The organism is Luteibacter sp. E-22 (genome assembly GCF_049913125.1).
Taxonomy (GTDB): Bacteria; Pseudomonadota; Gammaproteobacteria; order Xanthomonadales; family Rhodanobacteraceae; genus Luteibacter.
Window position 1 is genome coordinate 861,773 of record NZ_CP183975.1, and the last position, 25,232, is coordinate 887,004.

The window sequence follows — 25,232 nt, forward strand, 5'->3', positions numbered from 1 at the left end:
GCGCCCCGCATTCAAGACAAGGTAATCCTCCATGACCGAAATCCAGGTACGCCGCACCAAGATCGTCGCCACCCTCGGCCCCGCCACCGATGCGCCGGGCATGCTTGAGAAAATCCTTGAGGAAGGCGTGGATATCGTCCGCCTGAACCTTTCGCATGGCCAGCCGGACGACCATCGCGCCCGCGCCGCCGCGGTACGCGCGGCAGCCGACAAGGTGGGCCGTGAAGTCGGCATCCTGGCCGACTTGCAGGGCCCGAAGATCCGTATCGAGAAATTCGCGGGCGGCCCGGTCGACCTGATGACCGGCGACAGCTTCGTGCTCGACTGCCGTCCCGATGCCCCTCCGGGCAACCAGACCCGCGTCGGGGTGAGCTATTACGACCTGCCCAAGGACGTGAGTGCTGGCGACATCCTGCTGCTGGACGATGGCCTGGTCGCACTCGCGGTGGTCGAAGTCGTGGGCAGCGAGATCCGCTGCCGTGTGGCGATCGGTGGCCGCCTGTCCGACCGCAAGGGCCTGAACCGCCAGGGTGGCGGCCTGTCGGTCGCGGCACTGTCGGATAAGGACCGTAACGACATCAAGCTCGCCGCCGAGATGGGCGCCGACTTCCTTGCCGTATCCTTCGTCCGTTCCGCGGAAGACCTGCACGAAGCGCGCCGCCTCCTGCGCGAGGCCGGTGGCGATGCGGCCATCGTCTCGAAGATCGAGCGCGCGGACGCCATTCCGGTGCTGGGCGAGATCATCGACGCCTCCGACGTGGTCATGGTCGCCCGTGGCGATCTCGGCGTGGAGATCGGCGACGCCGAACTGCCGGGCCTGCAGAAGAAGATCATCCGTGAATCCGTGCAGCGCAACCGCTCGGTCATCACCGCCACGCAGATGCTGCAATCGATGGTCACCGCGCCGATCCCGACCCGCGCCGAAGTGCTTGACGTGGCCAATGCCGTGATCGACGGCACCGACGCCGTGATGCTCTCGCAGGAGAGCGCGGCCGGTGCCCATCCGGACAAGGCCGTGGCGGCGATGCGCCGCATCTGCCTCGGTGCCGAGCGCCAGTTCGAGCCGCGCGACGACCTGCGCCCGGACACGCATTCGATCGACCGTTCCGACCAGGCCATCGCCCTCGCGGCGATGCTGCTGGCGGCCCAGGTCGGCGTTCGCGCGATCGTCGCGCTGACCGAATCCGGCGCGACCGCGCAGTGGCTGTCGCGCTATCGTTTCGCCGTGCCCATCTACGCGATGTCGCCGTCCGACATGGCCCGCCGCCGCATGCTGGTGTTGCGCGACGTGCAGCCGGTGGACTTCGAGCAGAGCAATCTCGACCCCGCGCACACCGCCCGTGCCGCGCTCCAGCACCTGTTCGCGCTGGGCAAGCTGAGCAAGGGCGACCGCGTGATCCTCACCCACGGCGACCATATCGGCAGGGGCGGCGGTACGAACACGCTGAAGTTGCTGGTCGTCGGCGAAGACGGCATCGCGGACAGCTTGCGCGACCTGTAACGGGTCGCCTTCGGCGCCCATCGCGGACAGGGTCCGCTCCCACCGAGCATCGGTTCCCGGAACTCCCGGAACTCCCGGCTTGGTGGGAGCGGACCCCATCGTGAGCCAGCTGGGATTGCCCACCGCACGATTTCACACGCATCGCATCCCCTGGCGGGAGTAAACTCGATGCCCTGGCAAATCCACGAGGGCGTCATGATCCGCATCAGCTTCCGCACCGGCGCCATCGCCGCCGTCCTCCTCCTCGCCGCCGGCACCGCCGCGGCGCAGACCGTACGCCGCGTCTCTCCGGAGCGCCTCACCGGCTACTGGTTCCTCACCAACAAGACCATCGACGCCGATGTGCCCAACACGGGCAAGAATCTCAACCAGCCCGGCTGTGTCGCCGTCACCTATATGATCGGGTCCGATGGCAGGACACGAAATCCCACGATCGCGAAGGTCGTCCCTGAAGGTGACCTGGGCCAGGTCGGCGTCAGCATCGTGAAGCAGCTGGTTTACGTGAAGGGCACGCAGAACGGTACCGCCGAGCCCGTGCAGACCTATTACGTCGCCGGTTTCAACCTGCCCGACAACCCGGCCCGCAAGGCTTCGATCCTGAGCCAGTGCAAGCTGCCCGGCTACAACCAGACCAGTTGATCGCGCCGCACAACGGCGTCCACGGGGTATTCCCATATACTCCGCCGGTTTTTTGCATCCGCCCCCCAGCTTCGCGGGGCATACCACTACTTCCACGGAGTTGTCATGAGCATCGAAAACCTCGAACAGATCGCGCAGGCGATGGTTGCCACGGGCAAGGGCATCATCGCCGTCGACGAGTCGACCGGCACGATCAAGAAGCGCTTCGACGCCGCGGGTGTCGAGAACACCGAGGAAAACCGCCGCGCCTATCGCGAGCTCCTGCTGACCACGCCCAACCTCGGTGAGCACATCTCCGGGGCGATCCTGTTCGACGAGACGATCCGGCAGAAGACCAAGGACGGCGTGCCCCTGGTCGAGGCCATGAAGAAGGCCGGCATCATCCCCGGTATCAAGGTGGACAAGGGCCCGGCGCCGCTCGCGGGCTTCCCGGGCGACGTGGTCACCGAGGGCCTCGATGGCCTGCGTGACCGCCTCAAGGAATACGCCCAGCTGGGCGCCCAGTTCGCCAAGTGGCGTGCGGTGATCAACATCACCGAGGACAATCCCAGCTCCACCGCCATCGAAGCCAACACGCACGCGCTGGCCCGCTACGCCGCGTTGTGCCAGGAAGCTGGCCTGGTGCCGATGGTCGAGCCGGAAATCGTGATGGATGGTCCGGAGAGCACGCAAGACCTCGACGTCAGCTACGAGGTGCACGAGGCGGTCCTGCGCAGCCTGTTCAACGCGCTGTACGAGCAGAACGTGATGCTCGAGGGCACCATCCTGAAGGTCAGCATGGTGATCCCGGGCAAGCACGCGCCCAAGGACGCGCAGGCCACGCCGGAAGAAGTCGCCGAAGCCACCATCCGCGTCCTGAAGACCACCGTGCCGGCCACCCTGCCGGGTATCGTCTTCCTCTCCGGCGGCCAGACCGACGCCCAGGCCACCGAACACCTGAATCTCATCAACCAGATGGGCCCGCACCCGTGGCCGGTCAGCTTTTCCTACGGCCGTGCGCTGGTGGCCGAGGCGCTGAACGTCTGGTCGAAGGATCAGCAGAACAACGTCAAGAAGGCCCAGGACGTGGTCTACGCGCGTGCGAAGGAAAATGGCGACGCCGCACTTGGCCGTTGGAAGAAGGGTGGCTGATAGACCGCCCGCTCCGCCCAGAAAAAAACCGGCGCCGTGAGGCGCCGGTTTTTTTTGTTTCGACCGAGGCCGAAGCTGGCTCAGAAGCGATATTCCGCCGAGACCGAGGTCATGTTGGTCGACAGGTCCAGGCCGTCCTTCTTCGCATCGTAGTGGTCGTAGTTGATGCCCAGGCTCCAGTTCGGCGTGAAGTCGTAGCCCACGCCCACGCCGGCATACCAGCTGGTCTTGTCGAGGTCGCGACGGGTGACGTCGTCGTTGCTGACGCCGTGGCCCTTCCAGCCATAGATGCCGGCACGGCCGCTGATGTACCACTTCGGGTCGACGTTGAAATGGCCGTTCACGCCTGCGGTCCAGCCATGCAGTTCCGACTTGCGGCGGTCGACGACACGGTCGCCGTTGAAGAAGTTCTTCGCATTGATGTTGCCGAGGTCGTTATAGCCTGCCTCGACACCCAGGGCGGCCCACGGGGTCACGGTCCAACGATAACCACCGTTGAGCGCGTAGCCGGTGTCATGACCGTCGTAGCGGTCCTTGTCGACCGACGTGCGACCGACATTGCCGTTGATGAACCAACCGCCGGCGCCATTGGCGTCCTGCGCGAAAGCGGGAGCCGCGGCCATGCCGGCGGCGACCAGGGCGAGGGCGATAAGGGTCTTCTTCATGGTGGATCTCTCCTGCTTCTTGTTCTTGTTCGCTGCGCGGCCATCGGGGGAATGCCGTATTCGCAGCGGCGCACGAGCGGGGATGCCGTGCGTAGAACGTTAGATGTGGGGCTGTCTGATAGATTCAATACCGCTTAGTGCAGTATTAAGAAACGATTAAGCCGCGACGGGGGTGGCGTCGCGGCTCAGTCGTTGAAGGACCGTTGTCGCGTGAAACTTAGAAGCGATATTCGCCGGCGAGCGAAACGATGCCGGTGGAGCGCTTCAGGCCGCGGGAGACTTCGCCCGTGGCGTTGTTGCGGACCTTGCCGGCGTCGGCATGGAAGTAGTCATAGCTGACACCCACGCCGAAATGCTCGTTGACGTCCCAGCCGGTGCCGAGGCCGGCATACCAGCTGCCGCGATCCGGGCGACCGCCGCTGGAGAAGCCGAGATCCTGGCCCACGCTGTTGTTGTAGTTCTGGTTGTTGTCGTTCGCACGGAAGTAACCGCCGTGCGCGCTGATGTACCACTGGGGTACCAGATTGATCTTGCCGTTGACGCCGACCATCCAGCCGCGCAGCGCGTTGCGCGTGCCCTTCTGGTCGACATCCTGGCCCGACTCGAAGACGTTCTTCACACGATAGTTGCCGAGGTCCGCATAGCCCGCCTCGACGCCGAGGCCGAGGTCCGGACCGACCTTCCAGCGATAGCCGCCGAGCAGGCCGTAGCCCGTGCGACGATCTTTTTCGCCGTGAAGGAAGTTGAATCCGCCGGTGTCGCTGCCGAAGCCACCGGTGTCGCTGCCGTTGGTACGGCCGACGTTGGCGCCGATGAACCAGTTGCCGCTACCCACGGCCTGGCTGGGCTGGTAATTGCCGGACACAGCAGGGTTGCTGTCCTGGGCGAAGGCCGGAATGGCCGCGAACGAGACGCAAGAAACCGCAAGGGCAAGAGCTGCCTTTTTCATGGAGATATTCCTCTTCTTTTCGGGGCGGCCACCGTCCGGTTGGGGGATGGGGGAGGGCGATGGCCGTGAGTGATTAGAACCCCCCGTACCTGAAGAGATTCAAAAATCGATGTTAAAAGATTAAGCCGAGGTTAACTTGTGCGTTGCGGCACGAACGTCCACGACAAGCAGGAACCAATGCGCGACAATCGTAGTTTTTCCGCCGCCTGTTAACTGGAGAACGCCGATGACGACACGCCGCGAACGCGCAAACGCGATCCGCGCACTGGCCATGGATGGTGTCGAAGCCGCCAAGTCCGGGCATCCGGGCATGCCGATGGGCATGGCCGACATCGCTGAAGTGGTGTGGGGTGACTTCCTCCACCATAACCCGACCAACCCGCATTGGCCCAACCGCGACCGGTTCGTGTTGTCGAACGGCCATGGCTCCATGCTGCAGTATGCGTTGCTCCACCTCACCGGCTACGACCTGGGTATCGAGGACCTCAAGCACTTCCGCCAGCTGGGCTTCCGCACCGCCGGCCACCCCGAGTACCACCACACCCCGGGCGTCGAGACCACCACGGGTCCGCTCGGCCAGGGCCTCGCCAACGCCGTCGGTTTCGCCATCGCCGAGGAGGTGCTGGCCGCGCGTTTCAACCGCCCTGGTCATGACATCGTCGATCACCACACCTTCGTGTTCGTCGGTGACGGCTGCCTCATGGAAGGCATTTCGCATGAAGTCTGCTCGCTCGCCGGCACGCTGAAGCTCGGCAAGCTCGTGGCCGTCTACGACGACAACGGCATCTCGATCGACGGTGAAGTCCACGACTGGTTCACCGATAACACCGCCGAGCGCTTCCGTGCCTACGGCTGGAACGTCGTCGTCGGTGACGACGACAAGCCGGTGGACGGCCACGACGCCGAAGCGATCAAGAAGGCCATCGCCGCCGCCACCTCGCAGAGCGAAAAGCCCTCGCTGGTGATCTGCAAGACCGTGATCGGTTTCGGCGCCCCCAACAAGGAAGGTAAGGAATCGTCGCATGGCGCCCCGCTGGGTCCGGACGAAGTGAAGGCCGCCCGTGAAAGGCTGGGCTGGAAGTACGGTCCGTTCGAGATCCCGGAAGAGATCTACGTCTCGTGGGATGCCAAGGCAGCCGGTGCCAAGGCCGAGAAGGCCTGGAACGACAAGTTCGACGCGTACGCGAAGGAGTTCCCGGAACTCGCCGCTGAATTCAAGCGCCGCATCGCGGGTGAGCTGCCGTCCAACTGGAAGGAAAGCTCAGCCGCCTATGTCAAGAAGCTGCAGGCGGAAGGCCCGGTGGTCGCTTCGCGCAAGGCATCGCAGATGGCGCTCGATGCGTTCGGTCCGCTCCTGCCGGAACTGATCGGCGGTTCGGCCGACCTCGCTCCCTCGAACCTCACCATCTGGAAGGGTTCGAAGAACATCGCCACCGGTGGTGCCGAAGGCAACTACATCCACTACGGCGTGCGCGAGTTCGGCATGACGGCGATCTCGAATGGTATCGCCCTGCACGGCGGTTTCGTTCCTTACGACGCCACCTTCCTGGTGTTCTCCGACTACGCCCGCAACGGCGTGCGCATGTCGGCGCTGATTCCGGCGCATGCGATCCATGTCTACACCCACGACTCCATCGGCCTGGGCGAAGACGGTCCCACCCATCAGCCGGTGGAGCACCTGGGCTCGCTGCGTCTCATCCCGAACAATCGTGTGTGGCGCCCGGCCGATGCCGTGGAGTCGGCGGTTTCCTGGAAGAAGGCCATCGAGCGAGCGGGCAATCCGTCGTGCCTGATCTTTTCGCGCCAGAACCTCAAGCACAATCCGCGCACCGAACAGCAGGTCGCCGACATCGAGAAGGGCGGCTACGTCCTTTGGGAATCGCAGGAGAAGTTCAAGGCGATCATCATCGCCACCGGCTCGGAAGTCGGCATCGCCGTCGAAGCCGCGCAGGCACTGGGCGACCAGGGCGTGCCGGTCCGCGTCGTCTCGATGCCCTGCACGGAAGAATTCGACGCCCAGCCGATCGAATACCGCGAAGGCGTCCTGCCGTCGTGGTGCCGCGCCCGCGTGGCGGTGGAAGCGGCCAGCGTCGACTTCTGGTCGAAGTACATCGGCCTGGACGGCAAGGCGGTCGGCATGACGACCTTCGGCGCATCCGCCCCCATCGACAAGCTGTATGAACACTTCGGCATCACCACCACGGCGGTGGTGGATGCGGTGAAGAGTGTGATCAAGTAAGACGAGAGAGGCCCCCGGAAGGGGGCCTCTTTTTTCACGGGCCCTGGTGCAGGTCACCGTGCAGCTGCTTGGGGCATGCGTGGGGATCGCCTATGCAGTGCGGGCCGTCACCGTGCGTGCCGGGCACATGGTCGTACGTTCGCGCCTTCCACACGGGCTTGAATCCCAGCCGCGCAAAAAGCATGGTGCCCGGTCCAGGTTCATGACGATCGACTTTTCCGGGAGCGAGGACCATCGCTTGCCCGTGCTCTGTGATGGCGAATACGCGATCACGGCCGTTGCTTCCGGTCCACCAGATGGCCTTGCCTGCACCGTCATACAAGACGAAATTGCCGTCACGTTGCATGTTCGCCGAGACAGCACCCCTGCCGGTTGTGTTCGTCGACCATAGAGGCCGCCAAAGGCCATCGTTGCTGTAAACGACGAAGTTGCCATCATGTTGCATGGCACCGAGGTAGCGGTTGTCTTCCGATAGCATGGATTCTCCCTTCACCAAGTGCTCTCCTGGTTGCAGGATTCGAGCATGCGTGTCGCCGGTCCATGCGAATGCGAGTAAGGACCCGAAGGTGAGAATCGCGGCGTAGAAACGCTTCATCATTTGTCCTCGCTTGATCGTCGAATCCACCGTAGCGGTGGCGACGAACACGTTAGGCCTGCTCCGTGCGCGGCGGTAACGTCGTGTATTGAAGAGAGGTGTCCTCCCATTCGGCGTCTTCGGGTCGGTGCATGCGCAGGGATGCCGTCGATTACCTACGCCAATTGCGAAAAGCTGCTAGTCTTCGCGCCCCCAGGAGCATGACTGTCATGATGACGCCCGCCCATCGCGCAACGTATCTCCCTTACATCGATGGTCTCAGGGCTATTGCGGTTCTCGCTGTCGTCTTGTTTCACCTCGCTCCAGAAGCACTCCCCGGTGGGTTCGCTGGCGTCGACGTGTTCTTTGTCATCTCCGGATTCGTCGTCATGATCTCTTCATTGTCCCGGGGACACGACGCTCCACTGACGTTCCTGTGCGATTTCCTTGCGCGCCGGTTCGTGCGGATACTTCCCGCGCTCGTGGTTTGCCTGCTCGTTACGTCACTGGCATCGACCCTGTGGATTCCTGCGTCCTGGCTCAGTGATGCCATTCCTCGCACGGGTCGCCTTGCGTTTTTCGGGCTGAGCAATATCGAGCTTGCCCGGAACGCCAATGACTATTTTTCACCTGTCGCCACGTTCAATCCGTTCACGCACACGTGGTCGCTCGCGGTCGAGGAGCAGTTCTATCTTGTCGTGCCCTTGCTCCTGTGGGGTTGGAGTCGCGGTGGCCGGTGGAGGCTTGGAGCCGTAGTGATTCTGGCGGTAGCCGCGATGGCTTCCGGTACTTATGCGTGGGTGGTGGGCAGTCAGGGAGGCGCGGCCTATTACTTACTCGTTACCCGGTTCTGGGAGCTGGCGACGGGTGTCGTGCTTGGTTGGCTGGTGGGAAATCGCGAGAGCCTTATTTCGGGATATAGACCGGCGGGGGAGATGCTTGTCAGATGGACGCCTCCGGTAGCGCTTATCGCTCTTGGCGTCGCATTCGCGTTCAGTCGTCCCGATGCATTCCCGGGGCGGGGTGCATGGTTACCCGTGGCAGCCACGGTGCTCTTGATTACCGCCGTGCACGAACATGGGGGGCTGCGATGGGTCGGACGAATACTCAGCATCGAGCCATTGCGACGCATTGGAGAGTTGTCTTACTCGCTCTACCTGTGGCACTGGCCCATCTTCGTCTTGTTTCGCTGGACGGTGGGCTTGCACGGTCCTCTTCACATGTTGTCCGCGTTGACGTTGTCGTTCGCGTTGGCATGGGCGTCGCGGCGTTTTGTAGAACGTCCCTTCAAGGCATCTCTAGGGTCGTATCGCTCACGCCGTATCATCGGGTTTGGAGTTCTTGCCGTAGTGATCGGAGCCTTCACCGCACAGGCGCTGCAGAAACAGCAGCATCGGATTTCTCCCAGCGTGGTGGCGAAGGGGCGTGGCGATTGGTATCCATCGCGCGCTTTGCGGCTACGGTCCCCTGCCGGATGTTCTGTTTCACCTCGTCGCGTCGATCTTTCTCTAGGGTGGCATCAGACTTTTGAACGCGTTGGATGCCCTGCATCGTCGTCCGCGCCCAGGGTCTTTGTAGTGGGTGACTCGCACGCACTGGCATACGGTCCTCTCTTCGCCCGCTACGCCATGGAGACAGGTGCGACCGTAACCGTCTACAACAACGGCGGATGCCCGCTCCTGAGTTTGCAAGGGAGCCGCGAGGCTAGCCCACATTGCGCCGAGGCCACCGATCTAGTCATCGCGGACCTATTGCCCCGCCTCGGCGCATCCGACGTCATATTCCTTCCATCGTTGCGCTTGCCCAGGTACGTCGAACAGGGCTGGGTGGTGCCCGATGCAGCCGTCCTGACACAGGTGCATGGCTCCGAAGCACAAGCCTCTCGGCATGCGGCATCGCTAGTGGCAATCGCTTTGCTTCGTCGACTCAGGCAGGCGGGTGCCCACGTCTCGATCCAGGCTCCTAATCTCTTGATCAAGGCGCCGCTTTTCCGCTGCGCGGACTGGTGGACCAAGAGCAATCCCATCTGTAGAGCCGGGACATCGATTCTTCGGGAGGAATTCGAGGTGCTTCGCGCCCCGGTGCTTGCAGACCTGGAGTCACTCGCCAGGACGGACGAGGACATCACGATATTCGACCCGCTTCCGTCGTTATGTCCCGAAGGAACGAGGCTATGTGATGGGTTCCGCGATGGCAGGCCGTTGTTCTTCGATGGCGACCACCTCAGTGCCTATGGAAACCAAGTCATCTACCGTGCGTTTGTCGCATCCATGCGGGCGGCTCGGCGAGTGCCTGACGACGCCTTGCTCTAGGGCGTCGCATCCAACGGGCATGCCATCCCGCGTCAACCTGGAACGAACATCCCCGCAACCGAACCGATCTCAGCCGGCTTTTCGATCACTTTCCAGGCGCCCGCGGCCTCCAGCTCGTCACGATCGCCAAACCCCCATAGCACGCCGATGCCACGAACATGATTGGCAACCGCGCCTTCGATGTCGAAGCGGCGGTCGCCAATCATGATCGTGTCGTCGGCGGGGTGGCCGAAGTCGGCCAGTGCTGCCGCGATCATCTCGGCTTTCTCGCTGTGCGCCGTCGCAGGACCGGGGGCGTAAAGGCGTTCGAAGAGATGGCCGAAGGGGAGATGGGCGAGGATGGGTTCCGCGTGTGCGCGCACCTTGCTCGTCACCACCGCCAGGCGGTGGCCCGCGCTGGCGAGGGATGCGATGGCATCCGCGACGCCGTCGTAGACTGTGTGCTCGGACCAGCCGATGTCGCGGAAACGCTGGGAATACGCGGCGACCGCCGCTTCCACGCGAATGCTGTCACCGTCGAGTACTTCGCCGAAGCTGACCCGCAACGGTGGGCCGATCCAGGAACGCAGTACCGTCTCGTCGGGCGCCTCCGCGCCGACGCTCGCCAGCGAATGGCGAACGCCGGCGAAGATGCCGATTTCCGAGTCGATCAGGGTGCCGTCGAGGTCGAAGAGGATCAGCATTACTTGTTGTCCGCTCTGGCCTGGAGCGCGGCGACCGCCGGTAATTCCTTGCCTTCGAGGAACTCCAGGAACGCGCCGCCGCCCGTGGAGATGTAGGAGACTCCGTCCTCGATACCGTACTTGTCGACCGCTGCGAGGGTGTCGCCACCACCCGCGATCGAGAAGGCCTTCGATGCGGCGATGGCGCGTGCCAGCGTTTCGGTGCCCTTGCCGAAAGCATCGAATTCGAACACGCCCACGGGGCCGTTCCAGACGACCGTACCCGCCTTGGCGATCAGTTCGGCATAACGCTTGGCGGTGTCGGGACCGATGTCGAGGATCATCTCGTCGTCGCCCACCTGGTCGACGGCCTTCACCGTGGCCTTGGCGGTAGCGGAGAACTCCGTGGCGACGACGACATCCGTCGGAACCGGGACCTCGGCGCCACGCGACTTGGCATCGGCCATGATCTTCTTCGCGGTATCGAGCAGGTCGGCCTCCACCAGCGACTTGCCGACCTTGTGACCTGCGGCGAGGATGAAGGTATTCGCAATGCCGCCACCGACGATCAACTGGTCGACCCGCCCGACGAGGTTCTGCAGCAGTTCGAGCTTGGTCGATACCTTCGAGCCGGCGACGATCGCCAACAGCGGGTGGTCGGGATTCTCGAGCGCCTTGCCCAGCGCGTCGAGTTCCTTCGCGAGCAGCGGACCGGCGGCGGCGACCGGTGCGAAGCGGATCACGCCGTGGGTGGAAGCCTGTGCGCGGTGCGCGGTGCCGAAGGCATCCATGACGAAGATGTCGCAGAGGGCGGCATATTTCTTCGACAGGGTTTCGTCGTCCTTGCCTTCGCCGACGTTCATGCGGCAGTTCTCGAGGACGACCACTTCGCCATCGGCCACGTCGACGCCGTCGAGGTAATCGCGCACCAGGCGCACCTCCTTGCCGAGCTTCTTGCCCAGCCATTCGGCGACCGGCGTCAGTGAGGAAGCCTCGTCGAACTCGCCTTCCTTCGGTCGACCCAGATGGGAAATGACCATGACCTTCGCGCCGGCGTCGCGCGCGGCGACGATGGTGGGCAGGGCAGCATCCAGGCGCTGCGTGGAGGTGATCTTGCCGCTCTCCACGGGGACGTTGAGGTCTTCGCGGATCAGCACGCGCTTGCCGCGCAGGTCGAGGTCTTGCATGCGGGTGACGGACACGGTGGACTCCAGCTCTGGGTCGAGGGGAAACGGATATTGTCCGCGCCCTGGGAGGGTGGGGCAAATCCGATCGCCGACAGGGTCGGCTCCCACCAGGCTTCCCGGCGATCCGCGCGGCAGCGCGGCAAGGCTTCCCAGCCGCCACCCATTAGAATCCGCCACGCCATAGAAGGAAGCCGCATGTCCCTCGTCCTCTACACCTACTGGCGCTCTAGCGCCGTCTATCGCGTACGTATCGCCCTGAACCTCAAGGGCCTGGATTACGAGGCCCGGCCCGTCCACCTGGTCAATGACGGCGGTGAGCACCTGAAGCCTGCTTACCGCGAGGTGTCCCCGCAGGCGCAGCTACCCACGCTGCTCGATGGTGACCGCGTCATCCGTCAATCGATGGCGATCATGGAGTACCTCGACGAGACACGGCCCTCGCCGCCCCTGATGCCGGCCGATGCCGAGGGCAGGGCGCGCGTCCGCGAATTGATGCAAGCGGTCGCGGCGGATATCCACCCGTTGGGCAACCTGCGGGTGCTCAAGGCCATCGAGTCGGAATTCGGAGCCGACGCGGCGGCGAAGGAGGCGTGGTCGCGCCGTTGGATCGCACATGGGTTCAACGGGATCGAGGCCTTGCTGGCGAAGGGACCGACCGGTCGCTACAGCCATGGCGATACGCCGACACTGGCCGATGCCTGCCTCGTGCCGCAGTTCTACAACGCCGTGCGTTGGGGCGTGGACCTGACGCCGTATCCGACGATCCGGCGGGTGGCGGAAGCTTGCCAGGCGCTGGAGGCGTTCCAGCGGGCCGCACCCGAGGCGCAGCCGGATGCGCTCTGAAAGCGTCGCCGAGAGGGGCGGCTCCCACTCAAGCCTCGCGACTTGGTTGGAGCCGTTTCACTGTGGGAGCCGCTTCAGCGGCGATCCCGCGGTAGCGGGCCAAGTGGCGGCAACCACCTATCGCCGCTGAAGCGGCTCCCACACTAGGTGGATGACGCACTTAAGCGCTATCGATCGACCTAAACGCCGATCCCGTACGGGTCGCTCGACGCGAACTCGTTACCCGACGCCCCTTCCGAAAGCCGGATCTTCAACGCCAGGCCATCGCGCGAGTCGGCCTTGTTGAGGCATTCGTCGAGGGTGATCTGGCCTTCCTTGTACAGGCGATAGAGGGACTGGTCGAAGGTCTGCATGCCCTCCTGGAGGCTCCGGTCCATGGCGTCCTTCACCTCGTGGATCTGGCCGCGGCGGATCATGTCGCGGATCAGCGGGGTGTTGAGCAGCACTTCGGTCGCCGGCATGCGGCGGCCGTCCTTGCCGATCACCAGGCGCTGGCTGATCACCGCACGCAGGTTCAGGGCGAGGTTCATCAGCACGTTCTTGTGCGCCGATTCCGGGAAGAAGTTGAGGATGCGCTCCAGCGTCTGGTCGGCGTTGTTCGAGTGCAGGGTGGCGAGGCACAGGTGACCGGTCTCGGAGAACGAAATGGCGGCCTCCATGGTGTCCGTGTCGCGTATCTCGCCGATCATGATCACGTCCGGTGCCTCGCGCATCGCGTTCTTCAACGCCTCGTGATAGCTGTGGGTGTCCAACCCCACTTCACGCTGGTTCACGATGGAGCGCTTGTGCCGGTGCAGGTACTCGATCGGGTCCTCGATGGTGAGGATGTGGCCCGAACTGTTGCTGTTGCGGTGGTCGAGCATCGCGGCCAGGGTGGTCGACTTGCCCGAGCCGGTGGCACCCACGACCAGGATCAGGCCGCGCGGCTCCATGATGAGGTCGCGGAAGATCGTGGGCAGGCGCAGCTCTTCCAGTGAAGGGATCTCGCTCTTGATCGCACGGATGACCATGCCGATCTCGCCGCGCTGCTTGAACACGTTGATACGGAAACGCCCGGCTTCCTTCACGGCCAGGGCCATGTTGAGCTCGAGGTCGCGCTCGAACTGGGGCACCTGGCCCTCGTCCATCAGCGAATAGGCGATTTTCTTGACCATGCCGCTCGGCAGGCCGGTGTTTCCGAGCGGGTAAAGCTTGCCTTCCACCTTGATGTTCACGGGGGCGCCGGTCGTCAGGAACATGTCCGACGCGCCCTTGTCCACCATTAGCTTCAGGAAATAACCGATATCCACCTAAACCCCCGGGCGTTCGCATTACAATCGAGACGACGGTCTCACTGACCTGTATATCGACAATATCTCGCAAATCTGTATGAGGAACGAGTGATGGTGCACAACTTGCCGTCGAAAGCCCTGTCCCAGGGCCGCCGGCTCCTTGCCGTGGCCGCCCTGGCCATGGCGATCGCCACCCTCGCTGGCTGTGCCAGCGTGCCCCCGCCCGATGGCGCCATGAACCAGGCCCTCGCCCAACTTCAAGCCGCGCGCGATGCGGGGGCGGCCGATTATGCGCCGGTCGACCTCGATTACGCGCAAAGCAAGTTCCGCCAGGCCCAGGCGGCCATGGCCAGCCGTAAGTACGACGAGGCCGCCGCGCTGGCCGAGGAGTCCCGCGCGGACAGCGAATTGGCTCGCGCCAAGGCGCGCCTCGGAGCGGCTCGCGCGCAGAACACCGCCAAGAGCCAGGAAAACTCGCGGATGCGCGTGGAGATGATCGACAACCACGCCAACGACACGGTGCCGATTCCCAGCAACGTGCATGAGTCCGAGACGGTCCTGCCGGAGCCGACCGACAACACCCCGCCGCCGGCCGGCGGGCAGACCCAGCCCCTGAACGACAACCAGGGAGGCCAGTGATGAAGCGTTCGACTCTCCTCCTTTCCGCGCTCGTCCTTGCCGTTTCGGCGGGTAGCGCCATGGCCGCCACCGACGACCTCGACGTGCGCCGCCTGAATTCCAGCCTCGACCAGCTGTCGTCCGATCCCGCCCTAGGCGGTTATGCCCAGGCGGAACAGGCGCGCGCCCGTGAGGCGATCAACCAGATGGCCCAGTTCAAGCCCAAGGACAAGGAACACGCCCACTACCGGTACATCGCCGAGCGCCGCGTGGACATCGCCAAGGCCATGGCCCAGTACCAGGACGCCCAGAACAAGAGCGCCCAGCTTGACCGCGAGCACGACGCCATCCTGCTCGAGGCCAGCCGCCTCGACGCCGAGATGGCCCGCCGCCAGCTCGAGCAGCAGCGCATGCAGAACCAGATGATCCAGGAAGAGGCCGCCCGCCTGCAGCAGCAGGGCGTGGAGTATTCCCAGGCGCTGGAGCAGGCCAAGGCCGAAGGCGAGAAAGCCCGTCAGGTCGCCGCCGCGCAGGCCAAGGTCGCCAACGCCGCCAAGAAACAGGCGGCGCTGGCGGAAGCCGCTGCCCGGGCGATGCGCGACATCAACTCGTCCGACGGCGGCGCCCCCGCGTCCACGCCGGCCACGAGCACGCCCAAGAAGAGCAAGAAGGGCGGCGGCAACTAAGCCGTCCGGCTGCGCCGCCGCTTCTGCCGCACAGGCAGGAGCGGCGCTGTGCTCTCATGCGGCCCACGGCGCGCCCCATCAGCTGCCATGCGGCCTGGCGGAAGCCTGCCGCGTAAACCGTTGCACCGGCAACTTTTTTTCTGCGGGAAATTCAGAAAAATCGCCCTTGCACCCCCCTGGCGAGCGGAGTAGCTTCGAACTCCCGTCACGGGAAAAACACGTGGCGGCCCTGCCGGAGCATGCGTACGTTCACCAGGCACATCGCATCGCGATCCTCCCTTCCGCCGATGCGCGGACAGTGCCTCGCATGTCTCCCCTCACGACCGGTCCGCGCCGCGGGCCGATCCCACCGCGAGGAGATTGCTATGTTCGAAAACCAGCAGCGCGACGACGTCGAGAAGTTCATCCACGCCGATGCCGAAACCCGTCGTCTCTTCTACCGCCACCAGGAACTCGATACCAAGCTGCACGATGCCAACATCGGCTGCCTGCCCATCGATGACAAGAGCCTGGTCGGACTCAAGAAGGAAAAGCTGCAGGCCAAGGAGAAACTCCAGCGAATGTGGGAAAGCTGGCAAAACTCACGACACTGAACCGGCTGACCGGTGCAGGACAGGAACGGGCACGGGAACGTGCCCGTTTTTTTATGGTCTTCCCATACATCGTTTTGGATCGGCCGAGAAGCCGGGCATCGGTTCAGCGCGCCACCCTTTATCATGTGCGCCCAAAGGGCGAGGTCGAAGGGGCCGCGCCGGATCAACCACGGAGTCCCAATGAGTGTTCATGACAGCGTCCTCGAACTGATCGGTCGCACCCCCATGGTGCGTGCCCAGCGCCTGGATGCGGGCTGTTGCGAACTGTTCCTGAAGCTCGAGAGCGCCAATCCGGGCGGTTCGGTGAAAGACCGCATCGGCCGGTCCATGATCGAGGGCGCCGAACGCGCAGGGAAGATCAAGCCGGGCGATACCCTGGTCGAGGGCACCGCCGGCAACACCGGCCTGGGCCTCGCGCTGGTCGCACAGCAGAAGGGTTACCGGCTGATCCTGGTCGTCCCCGACAAGATGAGCCGCGAGAAGATCTTCAACCTCAAGGCCATGGGCGCCGAGGTGGTGCTTACCCGGTCGGACGTGGCCAAGGGCCACCCCGAGTACTACCAGGACATGGCCGCGCGCATCGCCCGCGAAACGCCGGGGGCCTATTTCATCAACCAGTTCGGTAATCCGGACAACCCGCTGGCGCATGTGCAGACCACCGGGCCGGAGATCCTCGAACAGCTCGATGGCAAGGTCGACGCGATCGTGGTCGGTTGCGGTTCGTCCGGCACGATGAGTGGCCTCACCGCCTATCTGCGCGAGCATTCGCCGAACACCGAGATCGTGCTGGCCGACCCGGTCGGTTCGATCCTCGCCCAGTACATCAACGAGGGTACGCTGTCGGAGAAGTCCGGCAGCTGGATGGTGGAAGGTATCGGTGAAGACTTCCTCCCGTCGATCAGCGATTTCTCGATGGTGAAAAAGGCGTATGCCATCAGCGACAAGGAAAGCTTCCTCGCCGCGCGCGAGCTGCTGGCGAAAGAGGGCGTGCTGGGTGGCTCGTCCACGGGCACGCTGCTCGCCGCCGCGCTGAAGTGGTGCCGCGAACAGACCACGCCGAAGCGTGTGGTGACCCTGGTCTGCGACACCGGCAACAAGTACCTATCGAAGATGTACAACGACTACTGGATGCTCGACAACGGCTTCCTCGAACGCGAGCGCTTCGGCGACCTGCGCGACCTCATCCTGCGTCCGTACGCCCAGCGCGACACGGTAGTGGTGAAGCCGGACGACATGCTGATCACCGCCTACAACCGCATGAAGCTGTACGACGTATCGCAGCTGCCCGTGATGGAAGACGACCGCCTGGTCGGCATCCTGGACGAATCCGACGTGCTCCTGCACGTGCACGCGGACGAAACCCGGTTTCGTGACCCGGTGTCCACGGCGATGATCGCGTCGCCGGAGATGCTTCAAGTCACCTCGCCGATCGAGGCGTTGTTACCCGTGTTCGAGAAGGGCCATGTCGCGATCGTGATGGATGGCGAGCAGTTCCTCGGCCTCATCACCCGTATCGACCTGCTCAATTACCTGCGCCGCAAAGTCAATTAAGGAAAGGGGAAGCGTCATGTGTGGAATCGTCGCCGCAGTCGCGCAGCGTGACATCGCGCCCATCCTCATCGCCGGGCTGAAGGCCCTGGAATACCGTGGCTACGACTCCGCGGGCATGGCCATCGCCGATGGCGGCGAGATCCGCCGGGTCCGCGCGAAGGGCAAGGTCCGCGAGATGGAAGCCCTCTATGACGCCGATCCCGTGCGGGGCGGTACCGGTATCGCGCACACACGCTGGGCGACGCACGGCGTGCCGAGCGAGAAGAACGCGCACCCGCACGTGCAGGGCCGCATCGCGATCGTGCATAACGGCATCATCGAGAACTACGCGTCGCTGCGCGAGTCGCTGAAATCCAAGGGCCGGACGTTCAACTCGGAAACCGATACCGAGGTGATGGGCGCGGTGATCGACGAACACGTGCAGGCGGGCAAGCCGCTGCGCGAGGCGGTGACTGCCGCCGTGCGCGAACTGGAAGGTGCCTACGCCATCGCCGTGATGAGCCTGGACGAACCCGAGCGTATCGTCGGCGCTCGTCGTGGCTGCCCCTTGCTGGTCGGTATCGGCATCGGCGAGCATTTCCTGGGGTCCGACGCGCAGGCGTTGATCAAGGTCACCAACCGGATGATGTACCTCGAAGAGGACGACGTCGTCGAGATCACCCGTGACACCGTTGAGGTGTTCAACCTCGATGGCCATCCGGTGGACCGCACCGCGCATGAAAGCGAGATCAGCGCCGATTCCGTCGAGCGTGGCGAATACCGCCACTACATGCAGAAGGAAATCTTCGAGCAGCCGCGGGCCGTCGCCGACACGCTGGAAGGCCGCATCGGGCCGCATGGTGTGCTGCCGAACATCTTCGGCATCGATGCGGACCCCATCCTCGACAAGACACGTGGCATCCACATCGTCGCCTGCGGCACCAGCTATCACGCCGGCATGGTCGCCAAGTACTGGATCGAGGAACTGGCACGCATCCCGGTCGTGGTCGAGGTGGCCAGCGAATACCGCTACCGCGACGTGGTGGTGCCGGAAAACACCTTGTTCGTGGCCGTGTCGCAGTCGGGCGAAACCGCCGACACCCTGGCTGCCATGCGCGAATCGCGCCGCCGCGGCTACCTCGCCACTTTCGCCATCTGCAATGTGCCGGAGTCCTCGGTGGTGCGCGAATCCGACCTGCGCCTGATGACCCGGGCGGGCCCCGAGATCGGCGTGGCCTCGACCAAGGCTTTCACGACCCAGCTGGCGGCCTTCGCGTTGCTGGCGCTGGACCTCGGCCGCCGCCGTGGCCTGGATGGCACCCGCTACCTCGACCATTGCAAGGAACTGCAGTCGTTGCCGCGCTATATCGAGAATGCGTTGAAGAGCGAGCCGGAAGTCCTGAAGATCGCCGACCACTTCATCAACAAGCAGCACGCGTTGTTCCTGGGGCGCGGTGCACAGTATCCAGTGGCCCTGGAAGGTTCGCTGAAACTCAAGGAGATCTCGTACATCCACGCCGAGGCCTACCCGGCGGGTGAGTTGAAGCATGGCCCGCTGGCGCTCGTGGACGAGAACATGCCGATCGTCGCCGTGGCACCGAACGGTCCGCTGCTGGATAAGCTGAAGTCCAACCTGCAGGAAGTGCGCGCACGTGGCGGCGAGTTGATCGTGTTCGCCGATGAGCGCGCCGAGATGGACACGGATGCGGAGCATATCGCCACCGTGCGTGTCGACGGTGGTGGCGACCTGATCGCTCCGGCGGTGTTTACCGTGCCGATGCAGCTACTGGCGTATCACGTGGCGGTGCAGCGCGGGACGGATGTGGATCAGCCGCGGAACCTGGCCAAGTCGGTGACGGTGGAATGAGCGACCAGCCGTACATCCATGCCCTCGCCGATGTGCAGTCGTTGCGCATCGGCGAGCGGACGCGGGTGTGGCAGTTCGTCGTGATCCTGCCGGGGGCCACTATTGGTGACGATTGCAATATCTGCTCGCATTGCTTTATCGAGAACGATGTGGTCGTTGGCGATCGGGTGACGGTGAAGAGTGGGGTGCAGTTGTGGGATGGGTTGCGGCTTGAGGATGATGTTTTTGTCGGGCCGAATGTGACGTTTACCAATGACCGGTTTCCGCGGTCGAGGGAGTACAGCCAGCCGTTCCAGCAGACGGTGGTCCGGTCCGGTGCATCGATAGGCGGAGGCGCCACGATCCTGCCTGGCCTAGAGATCGGCTCCAGGGCGATGATCGGGGCTGGGGCGGTGGTCACGCACGACGTGCCCGAAAGGGCCATTGTCGTCGGCAATCCCGCGCGCGTGATCGGCTATGTGGACGGCGCGCCGTCCCATGGCGGCGACGCCGTCTAGGGCCTGATGTCGTCAGGCTTCGTGGGCCCTGGGATGCTCAGGTAGAACAGGCGCTTCATTTCCCTGCGCCCGCGGGTGACGGCGTCCATGATCAGGCCACACACCAGCGAGATCACCGCCACGAGTGCCAGGCCCGTGGACAGCAGCGCCGTGGGAAGCCGTGGCACTTCATGGGTGGCAAGGTACGTCGTGAGCAACGGCACGGCGATGGCGATGCCGGTGACCAGCGACAGCGCGCCCACGAGCCCGAAGAAATGAAGGGGTCTCTCCGCGACGAACAGGCGCAGGATCATCCGCAATATGCGCAGGCCGTCTCTGTAAGTCGAAAGTTTGCTCTCCGAGCCTTCCGGCCGGGTGGAGTAGGGCGTGTCCACCTCGCTCCACGGCATGCGCAGCTCGAGCGCGTGCACGGTCAACTCTGTTTCCGTTTCGAAGCCGGCCGACAGGGCGGGGAAGGATTTCACGTAGCGGCGGGTGAAGACGCGGTAGCCCGACAACATGTCCGTGAATGTGCCGCCGAAGATCATCGATACGCAGCCGGTGAGCATGCGGTTGCCGAGCCGATGGCCGTTCCGGTAGGCCCCTGTGAGGTTGTCATCCTTGCGCGCGCCGACGACCATGTCGGCCCCTTCGTTCAGCAGCCGCTCGATCATCACGGGCGCACTGGAAGCGTCGTAGGTCGCGTCTCCGTCGACCAGGACGTAGATGTCGGCATCCACGTCCGCGAACATGCGCCGCACCACGTTGCCCTTGCCGCGGAGGCCCACCGTGCGCACGATCGCTCCGGCTTCCCTGGCAATCTCAACCGTACGGTCCGTGGAGGCATTGTCGAACACGTGGATGCGGGCATGCGGTAGCGCGGTGTGGAAGTCCCTGATCACCCGGGCGATCGCCAATGCCTCGTTGAAGCAGGGGATCAGTACGGCGACGTTCTGGCCATGGCCCGGAATATCTGTCTGCATGTGACGTTCGTCCTTCGGAGGATCGGGGCGCTTCAATCCGGCGATTGTATAATCGCCGGCGCCGCCACCGGGGCGTGCCAAAGAGGGGATCGCCTTGGTTCAGCGGAAGGAAGCATGGATGTCGCGCCTGGCTTGGCTGCTGCCCCTGGCGATGTTCCTGGGCCTCGTCCTGTTCCATGCGGACCTCCCCGGCATCTACATGGACGCGGCGAACCCCGACTTCCTCGCGGCGCAATGGCTGCATCGCGGCCATAATCCCGGCGCAGGCATACCGTCGAAGATCTTTCCCATCCTCGGCAGCTTCTACCACGGGTTGCAGAACGCTTACCTGGGTCTGCCCTTTTTCGCTGTAGCCGGCTTCAGCGTTACGTCTCTGCGCCTCGAACAGGCGGTGTTTGGCCTTATCCTGCTCCTCGCGCTGTACCACCTGAGCCGCCGGCTCACGGGGTCGCGCGGGCTGGCCGTTGCCGTCTGCGTCGGCCTTGCCACGGAACTCGCATTCACCGCGTCGTTCCGTACGCAGTTCTACATCGTGCTGGGTGGGGCGGCGTGGTTCATCCTGTCGATGCTGCTGGCACTTCCCGCCGAGGCCGGGTCCAGGATCGTACGACGCCGGGTCTTATGGTCCGGTGTATGTTTCGGCCTTGCCAGCTACGGCTACTTCGTCCTTTCGTTCTTCGGCCCCGCCATGGCCGTGCTTGTCGCGTGCTGGGTTCCCCGCCGCGACTGGGGGCGCTGGGTAGCGGGGGCCGCTTTAGGCGTAAGCCCCTTCCTGCTCGGCTTTCTGTCGCTGCTGGCGAAGAAACACGGCCTGGAGCCGACGCTCGAGTTCGTCCGCGGGATGCTGGGTCAACTGAAACCCTTCGACGCCAGTGGTGCCTCGGGGAACAACTTCGCTTACGCGTGGGACATGGTCGGCCTGGCGACGAGCGATGCCGCCAACGAGGGCATGATCTTCGGCCAGGCGATATCCAGTCCCTGGGGTGCAAGCAAGGTGTGGTGGCTTGCTTGCAGTGTCCTTGGCCTGATCGTACTCGGCATCATTCATGTGCTCGGACGTCAGCCGCGCTCACCAATGGCGATCCTGCCGGCATTGATGCCGATCTCATTCGTCGCGGTCGCTTCCCTGTTCGGTCACCGGCTCTGGGCCCACCACTTCAGCGTGCTGCTGCCGTTCGTCTACCTTTTGCCCGCGTTGCTGATGACCCAGATCCTTGCGATGGTCCGCCAACCGGTCCCCCGTATGCATACCGCCCTTCTCGTGGTGCTGGCGACCGTGGCAGTCGGCGGCAACTTGTTCCAGCAGGCTCGCTTTCACGAATGGCTGGTCAAGACGGGAGGGCGGGGGCACAGCAGCGACGCGTTGACGACGCTGGCCGTCGAGGCGCGAGGCGTGCCGAAGAACGTTGCCTATCTGTTCCCCGACTGGGGATTCTTCACCTCGTTCGCTTTCCTCACGGAGAATCGCGTGCCCTACAGGGTGGATATCGAACCCCGCACGATCGACCAGCTCAAGGGCGACGGCATCACCGAATTTCGCCTCGTTTACTGGAATGCCGGCGATGAGGATCGTTATCGGCGGGTCTTGCAGGTCAGCGGCGTGCCTTCCGCGGAACCTCGTACGTTCCTTTCCCGGGAGGGCGAGCCGGTATTCCACTGGCTGCGCGGTAGCCTTGGCGATGCGCCTCGGCCTTGAGGGGCGGGGCCGGTGCGGCGACAATAGGGCGCTGAATTGCCGGAACCACGCTCATGAAGTGTTTCAAAGCCTACGACATCCGCGGCCGTGTGCCGGATGAACTGAACGAAGACATCGCATATCGCCTTGGTCGTGCTTTCGCGCGTACGGTGGGCGAGGGCGCCGTCGTCGTCGGCTTCGACATCCGGCGTGATAGTCCCGGACTGGCGGAGGCCATCGTTCGGGGTCTCAACGACGAAGGTCGCGATGTGGTCGACATCGGGCTGTGCGGCACGGAAGAGGTGTACTTCCAGACCTTCCATCGCCAGGTCGCCGGCGGGATCATGGTTACCGCGAGCCATAATCCCATCGACTACAACGGCATGAAGCTGGTGCGCGAGGGCTCGCGGCCCATCAGTGGTGACACAGGGCTGCGGGACATCGAGCGCTTGGTGGAAGAAAACGCATTTGGCGAGCCGTCGGCCTCGCGCGGCTGCGTAGTCCACGATCACGACAAGAGTGCCTATATCCAGCACTTGCTGGGTTATATCGATCCTGCGGCGTTCAAGCCCTTGAAGGTGGTGGTGAACGCCGGCAACGGTGGTGCGGGACGGATTGTCGACCTGCTCGAAGCGCATCTTCCATTGCAGTTCGTGCGCGTCAATCACGAACCGGACGGCAGCTTCCCCAATGGCATTCCCAACCCACTGCTGCCCGAGAACCGTTCGGCCACGGCCGATGCCGTACGCGAACATGGAGCGGACTTTGGCATCGCCTGGGACGGCGATTTCGACCGCTGCTTCCTGTTCGACGCGCGCGGTGAGTTCATCGAGGGCTATTACATCGTCGGCTTGCTGGCGGCGCAGATCCTTGAGAAGCATCCGGGTGCGAAGATCATCCATGATCCGCGGCTGACGTGGAACACGATCGACATGGTGGAGCGGGCAGGTGGCGTAGCCATCGAAAGCAAGACGGGCCACGCGTTCATCAAGGAGCGGATGCGCGCCGAAGACGCCATCTACGGCGGTGAGATGAGCGCACATCACTACTTCCGCGAGTTCGCCTATTGCGATTCGGGGATGATTCCGTGGTTGCTCGTTGCAGAGCGATTGTCACGGGTGGGTACGAGTCTTGCGGACATGCTGGCTGAACGCATGGCCGCCTATCCCTGCAGCGGCGAAATCAATTTCGTCGTGGACGATGCGAACGCGGCAGTCGCGCGCGTCCTCGCATATTACGAGAAAGATGCGCCTTCGCTGGAATACATTGACGGCACCAGCGCCGATTTTGGAGCGTGGCGCTTCAATCTACGCTCGTCGAATACGGAGCCGTTACTCCGCCTCAATGTGGAATCGCGAGGCGATTCCACACTCATGGCAGCGCGGACGGCCGAGCTTTCCCGGCTGATCCGGGGTTAGCCCGCCCTGCCGTACACGTCGTCGAAGCGAACGATGTCGTCTTCCCCGAGGTAGCTTCCCGACTGTACTTCGATCAGTTCGACCGGAAGTTTCCCCGGGTTGCGAAGGCGGTGCTTGCTGCCCAGTGGCAGGTAGGTGCTCTGGTTTTCCGAAAGCAGGAAGACATTGTCATCGCACGTGACTTCGGCCACGCCTTTGACGACGATCCAGTGCTCCGCCCGGTGGTGGTGCATCTGCAGGCTGAGCGCAGCGCCTGGCTTGACGACGATGCGCTTTACCTGGAACCGATCGCCGGATTCCAGTGAGTCGTAGCTGCCCCAGGGCCTGTGGACGACGCGATGGAGGTCGTGCTCGGTACGGCCTGCCGCCTTCAGTTGTTCGACGACCTTCTTGACGTCCTGCGACGCGTCGCGGCGGGCGACCAACGTGGCGTCGGGCGTCGTGACGACCACGACATCATCGAGCCCTATCGTGGCCACCAGGTGACGGTCGTGGGACCTGACCAGGGAGCCGCGTGTGTCGAGGGCGATGACGTCGCCTTCAAGATGATTGCCGTTGGCGTCTTTCTCTGCGGCAAGCCAGAGAGCGTCCCACGAACCGATGTCACTCCAGCCACAGGTAACGGGGACTACAGCAGCCCGCGTCGTCTTTTCCATGACTGCATAGTCTATGGAATCGCCAGGTGCGGCAGCGAATGCTTCGTGGTCAAGCCTGATGAAATCGAGATCCTTGTTCGCTTTGCCGAAAGCGGCTTCCACGGCCTGTCGCATGGCCGGCGCGAATTGGCTCAGCTCTTCGAGGTAACGAGACGCGCGAAAAAGGAACATGCCGGAGTTCCAGTCGTATTCGCCGCTGGCGAGATACTGATCCGCGATCTCCTGTTTTGGCTTCTCAACGAACTGGCTGACCCGGAAGGTGTCGCCTTCAAGTGCCTCGCCGCGACGGATATACCCGAATCCCGTTTCGGCACGATCAGGACGAATGCCGAAGGTAACGAGCCAATCCTGTTCGGCCAGTGGAAGGGCCCGGGCAACAGCGTCCGCGAAGGAGGCGCTGTCGCCGATCAGATGATCCGCGGGAAGTACGAGGATCAGGGCGTCCGGATCCTTCTGGATGGCCTGCAGGGCGCCCACCGCTATCGCCGGCGCCGTGTTCCTGGCTGTCGGCTCGAGGAGGATGCTGGCGCCCTCCACGCCGAGTTCCTGCAACTGCTCCGCCGCAAGGAAGCGCTGGTCGTCGCTTGCCACGACGATGGGTGCCGCGATGTCGAGAAGACCGCTAGCGCGCTGGATGGTCTGCTGAAACAGCGTTTCCTTCCCGGCAAGGGAGAGGAATTGTTTAGGCAGGTTGCGACGCGAAATCGGCCAGAGGCGCGTGCCACTACCGCCACTGAGGATGAGGGGGATCAGCATG

Annotated in this window: 21 protein-coding genes and 1 pseudogene; 14 read left to right on the forward strand and 8 right to left on the reverse strand. The window is 63.8% G+C overall.

Features of this window, described 5'->3' with window-relative positions; genetic code table 11:
- The first annotated feature begins 31 nt into the window (after positions 1-31).
- From pyk to ACN9M2_RS03770, 3 genes are all read left to right on the forward strand, one after another.
- The gene (gene pyk, locus ACN9M2_RS03760) at positions 32-1,501 is read left to right on the forward strand and encodes a pyruvate kinase (RefSeq protein ID WP_426286834.1); all 1,470 of its coding nucleotides are present in this window, start codon (positions 32-34) and stop codon (positions 1,499-1,501) included.
- A 168-nt stretch (positions 1,502-1,669) separates the two neighbouring features.
- Positions 1,670-2,140, forward strand: coding sequence for an energy transducer TonB (locus tag ACN9M2_RS03765; protein ID WP_426286835.1), 471 nt, complete (start codon positions 1,670-1,672; stop codon positions 2,138-2,140).
- A 105-nt stretch (positions 2,141-2,245) separates the two neighbouring features.
- Complete coding sequence (locus ACN9M2_RS03770; RefSeq protein ID WP_426286836.1) at positions 2,246-3,271, forward strand: class I fructose-bisphosphate aldolase; 1,026 nt, start codon at positions 2,246-2,248, stop codon at positions 3,269-3,271.
- A gap of 80 nt (positions 3,272-3,351) precedes the next feature.
- On the opposite strand, the gene ACN9M2_RS03775 is transcribed toward ACN9M2_RS03770, so the two are convergent.
- Positions 3,352-3,936: a porin family protein gene (locus ACN9M2_RS03775; RefSeq protein WP_306850746.1), complete on the reverse strand. Its 585-nt coding sequence runs from the start codon at positions 3,934-3,936 to the stop codon at positions 3,352-3,354.
- Positions 3,937-4,153: 217 nt separating this feature from the next.
- A complete protein-coding gene (locus ACN9M2_RS03780; RefSeq protein ID WP_426286837.1) occupies positions 4,154-4,885 on the reverse strand; it encodes a porin family protein in 732 nt (243 codons plus the stop codon).
- A 226-nt stretch (positions 4,886-5,111) separates the two neighbouring features.
- Here ACN9M2_RS03780 and tkt point away from each other — a divergent pair, with 226 nt between their 5' ends.
- Positions 5,112-7,124 (forward strand): transketolase, encoded by a 2,013-nt coding sequence (tkt, locus tag ACN9M2_RS03785; RefSeq protein WP_426286838.1) that lies wholly within the window; start codon positions 5,112-5,114, stop codon positions 7,122-7,124.
- A 34-nt stretch (positions 7,125-7,158) separates the two neighbouring features.
- Here the strand turns inward: tkt and ACN9M2_RS03790 are convergent, their stop codons facing one another.
- Positions 7,159-7,770, reverse strand: coding sequence for a hypothetical protein (locus tag ACN9M2_RS03790; RefSeq protein ID WP_426286839.1), 612 nt, complete (start codon positions 7,768-7,770; stop codon positions 7,159-7,161).
- A gap of 158 nt (positions 7,771-7,928) precedes the next feature.
- On the opposite strand from ACN9M2_RS03790, the gene ACN9M2_RS03795 reads away from it, so the two are divergent.
- Positions 7,929-10,010 (forward strand): acyltransferase family protein, encoded by a 2,082-nt coding sequence (locus ACN9M2_RS03795; RefSeq protein ID WP_426286841.1) that lies wholly within the window; start codon positions 7,929-7,931, stop codon positions 10,008-10,010.
- Between the two features lie 32 nt (positions 10,011-10,042).
- Here ACN9M2_RS03795 and ACN9M2_RS03800 read toward each other — a convergent pair whose 3' ends face one another.
- Positions 10,043-10,693, reverse strand: a complete 651-nt coding sequence (locus ACN9M2_RS03800) for an HAD hydrolase-like protein (protein ID WP_426286842.1) — start codon at positions 10,691-10,693, stop codon at positions 10,043-10,045.
- Positions 10,693-11,874, reverse strand: a complete 1,182-nt coding sequence (locus ACN9M2_RS03805; RefSeq protein ID WP_426286844.1) for a phosphoglycerate kinase — start codon at positions 11,872-11,874, stop codon at positions 10,693-10,695. The genes ACN9M2_RS03800 and ACN9M2_RS03805 overlap by 1 nt, the downstream gene beginning before the upstream one ends.
- A gap of 180 nt (positions 11,875-12,054) precedes the next feature.
- Between ACN9M2_RS03805 and maiA the strand changes: the two genes are divergently transcribed.
- Entirely contained in the window at positions 12,055-12,702 is a 648-nt protein-coding gene (maiA, locus tag ACN9M2_RS03810) for a maleylacetoacetate isomerase (protein ID WP_426286845.1), read from the forward strand.
- Positions 12,703-12,881: 179 nt separating this feature from the next.
- Here maiA and ACN9M2_RS03815 read toward each other — a convergent pair whose 3' ends face one another.
- Positions 12,882-13,964: a PilT/PilU family type 4a pilus ATPase gene (locus ACN9M2_RS03815; protein ID WP_426287855.1), complete on the reverse strand. Its 1,083-nt coding sequence runs from the start codon at positions 13,962-13,964 to the stop codon at positions 12,882-12,884.
- Positions 13,965-14,084: 120 nt separating this feature from the next.
- On the opposite strand from ACN9M2_RS03815, the gene ACN9M2_RS03820 reads away from it, so the two are divergent.
- The 6 genes and pseudogenes from ACN9M2_RS03820 to ACN9M2_RS03845 all read left to right on the forward strand — a co-directional run.
- Positions 14,085-14,612, forward strand: a complete 528-nt coding sequence (locus tag ACN9M2_RS03820; RefSeq protein WP_426286846.1) for a DUF4398 domain-containing protein — start codon at positions 14,085-14,087, stop codon at positions 14,610-14,612.
- Positions 14,612-15,277, forward strand: a complete 666-nt coding sequence (locus ACN9M2_RS03825; RefSeq protein WP_426286847.1) for a DUF4398 domain-containing protein — start codon at positions 14,612-14,614, stop codon at positions 15,275-15,277. Before ACN9M2_RS03820 ends, ACN9M2_RS03825 begins: the two co-directional genes overlap by 1 nt.
- Before the next feature lie 365 nt (positions 15,278-15,642).
- Positions 15,643-15,870 carry a YdcH family protein gene (locus ACN9M2_RS03830; protein WP_426286848.1) on the forward strand — a complete coding sequence of 76 codons (228 nt, stop codon included), beginning with the start codon at positions 15,643-15,645 and terminating at the stop codon, positions 15,868-15,870.
- Between the two features lie 180 nt (positions 15,871-16,050).
- A complete protein-coding gene (locus ACN9M2_RS03835) occupies positions 16,051-17,421 on the forward strand; it encodes a pyridoxal-phosphate dependent enzyme (protein ID WP_426286849.1) in 1,371 nt (456 codons plus the stop codon).
- Positions 17,422-17,437: 16 nt separating this feature from the next.
- Positions 17,438-19,267 carry a glutamine--fructose-6-phosphate transaminase (isomerizing) gene (glmS, locus tag ACN9M2_RS03840; protein ID WP_426286850.1) on the forward strand — a complete coding sequence of 610 codons (1,830 nt, stop codon included), beginning with the start codon at positions 17,438-17,440 and terminating at the stop codon, positions 19,265-19,267.
- Positions 19,264-19,728: pseudogene (locus ACN9M2_RS03845) on the forward strand (acyltransferase); the annotation flags it as partial. The gene glmS and the pseudogene ACN9M2_RS03845, both read left to right, overlap by 4 nt.
- A gap of 32 nt (positions 19,729-19,760) precedes the next feature.
- Here the strand turns inward: ACN9M2_RS03845 and ACN9M2_RS03850 are convergent.
- A complete protein-coding gene (locus tag ACN9M2_RS03850; RefSeq protein WP_426286851.1) occupies positions 19,761-20,726 on the reverse strand; it encodes a glycosyltransferase family 2 protein in 966 nt (321 codons plus the stop codon).
- A gap of 118 nt (positions 20,727-20,844) precedes the next feature.
- Between ACN9M2_RS03850 and ACN9M2_RS03855 the strand changes: the two genes are divergently transcribed.
- Both ACN9M2_RS03855 and ACN9M2_RS03860 read left to right on the forward strand, forming a co-directional pair.
- Positions 20,845-22,422: a glycosyltransferase family 39 protein gene (locus ACN9M2_RS03855; RefSeq protein WP_426286853.1), complete on the forward strand. Its 1,578-nt coding sequence runs from the start codon at positions 20,845-20,847 to the stop codon at positions 22,420-22,422.
- Between the two features lie 53 nt (positions 22,423-22,475).
- Positions 22,476-23,819, forward strand: coding sequence for a phosphomannomutase (locus ACN9M2_RS03860; protein WP_426286854.1), 1,344 nt, complete (start codon positions 22,476-22,478; stop codon positions 23,817-23,819).
- On the opposite strand, the gene ACN9M2_RS03865 is transcribed toward ACN9M2_RS03860, so the two are convergent.
- A complete protein-coding gene (locus ACN9M2_RS03865) occupies positions 23,816-25,231 on the reverse strand; it encodes a mannose-1-phosphate guanylyltransferase/mannose-6-phosphate isomerase (RefSeq protein ID WP_426286856.1) in 1,416 nt (471 codons plus the stop codon). The genes ACN9M2_RS03860 and ACN9M2_RS03865 overlap by 4 nt on opposite strands.
- Position 25,232 lies beyond the last annotated feature (1 nt).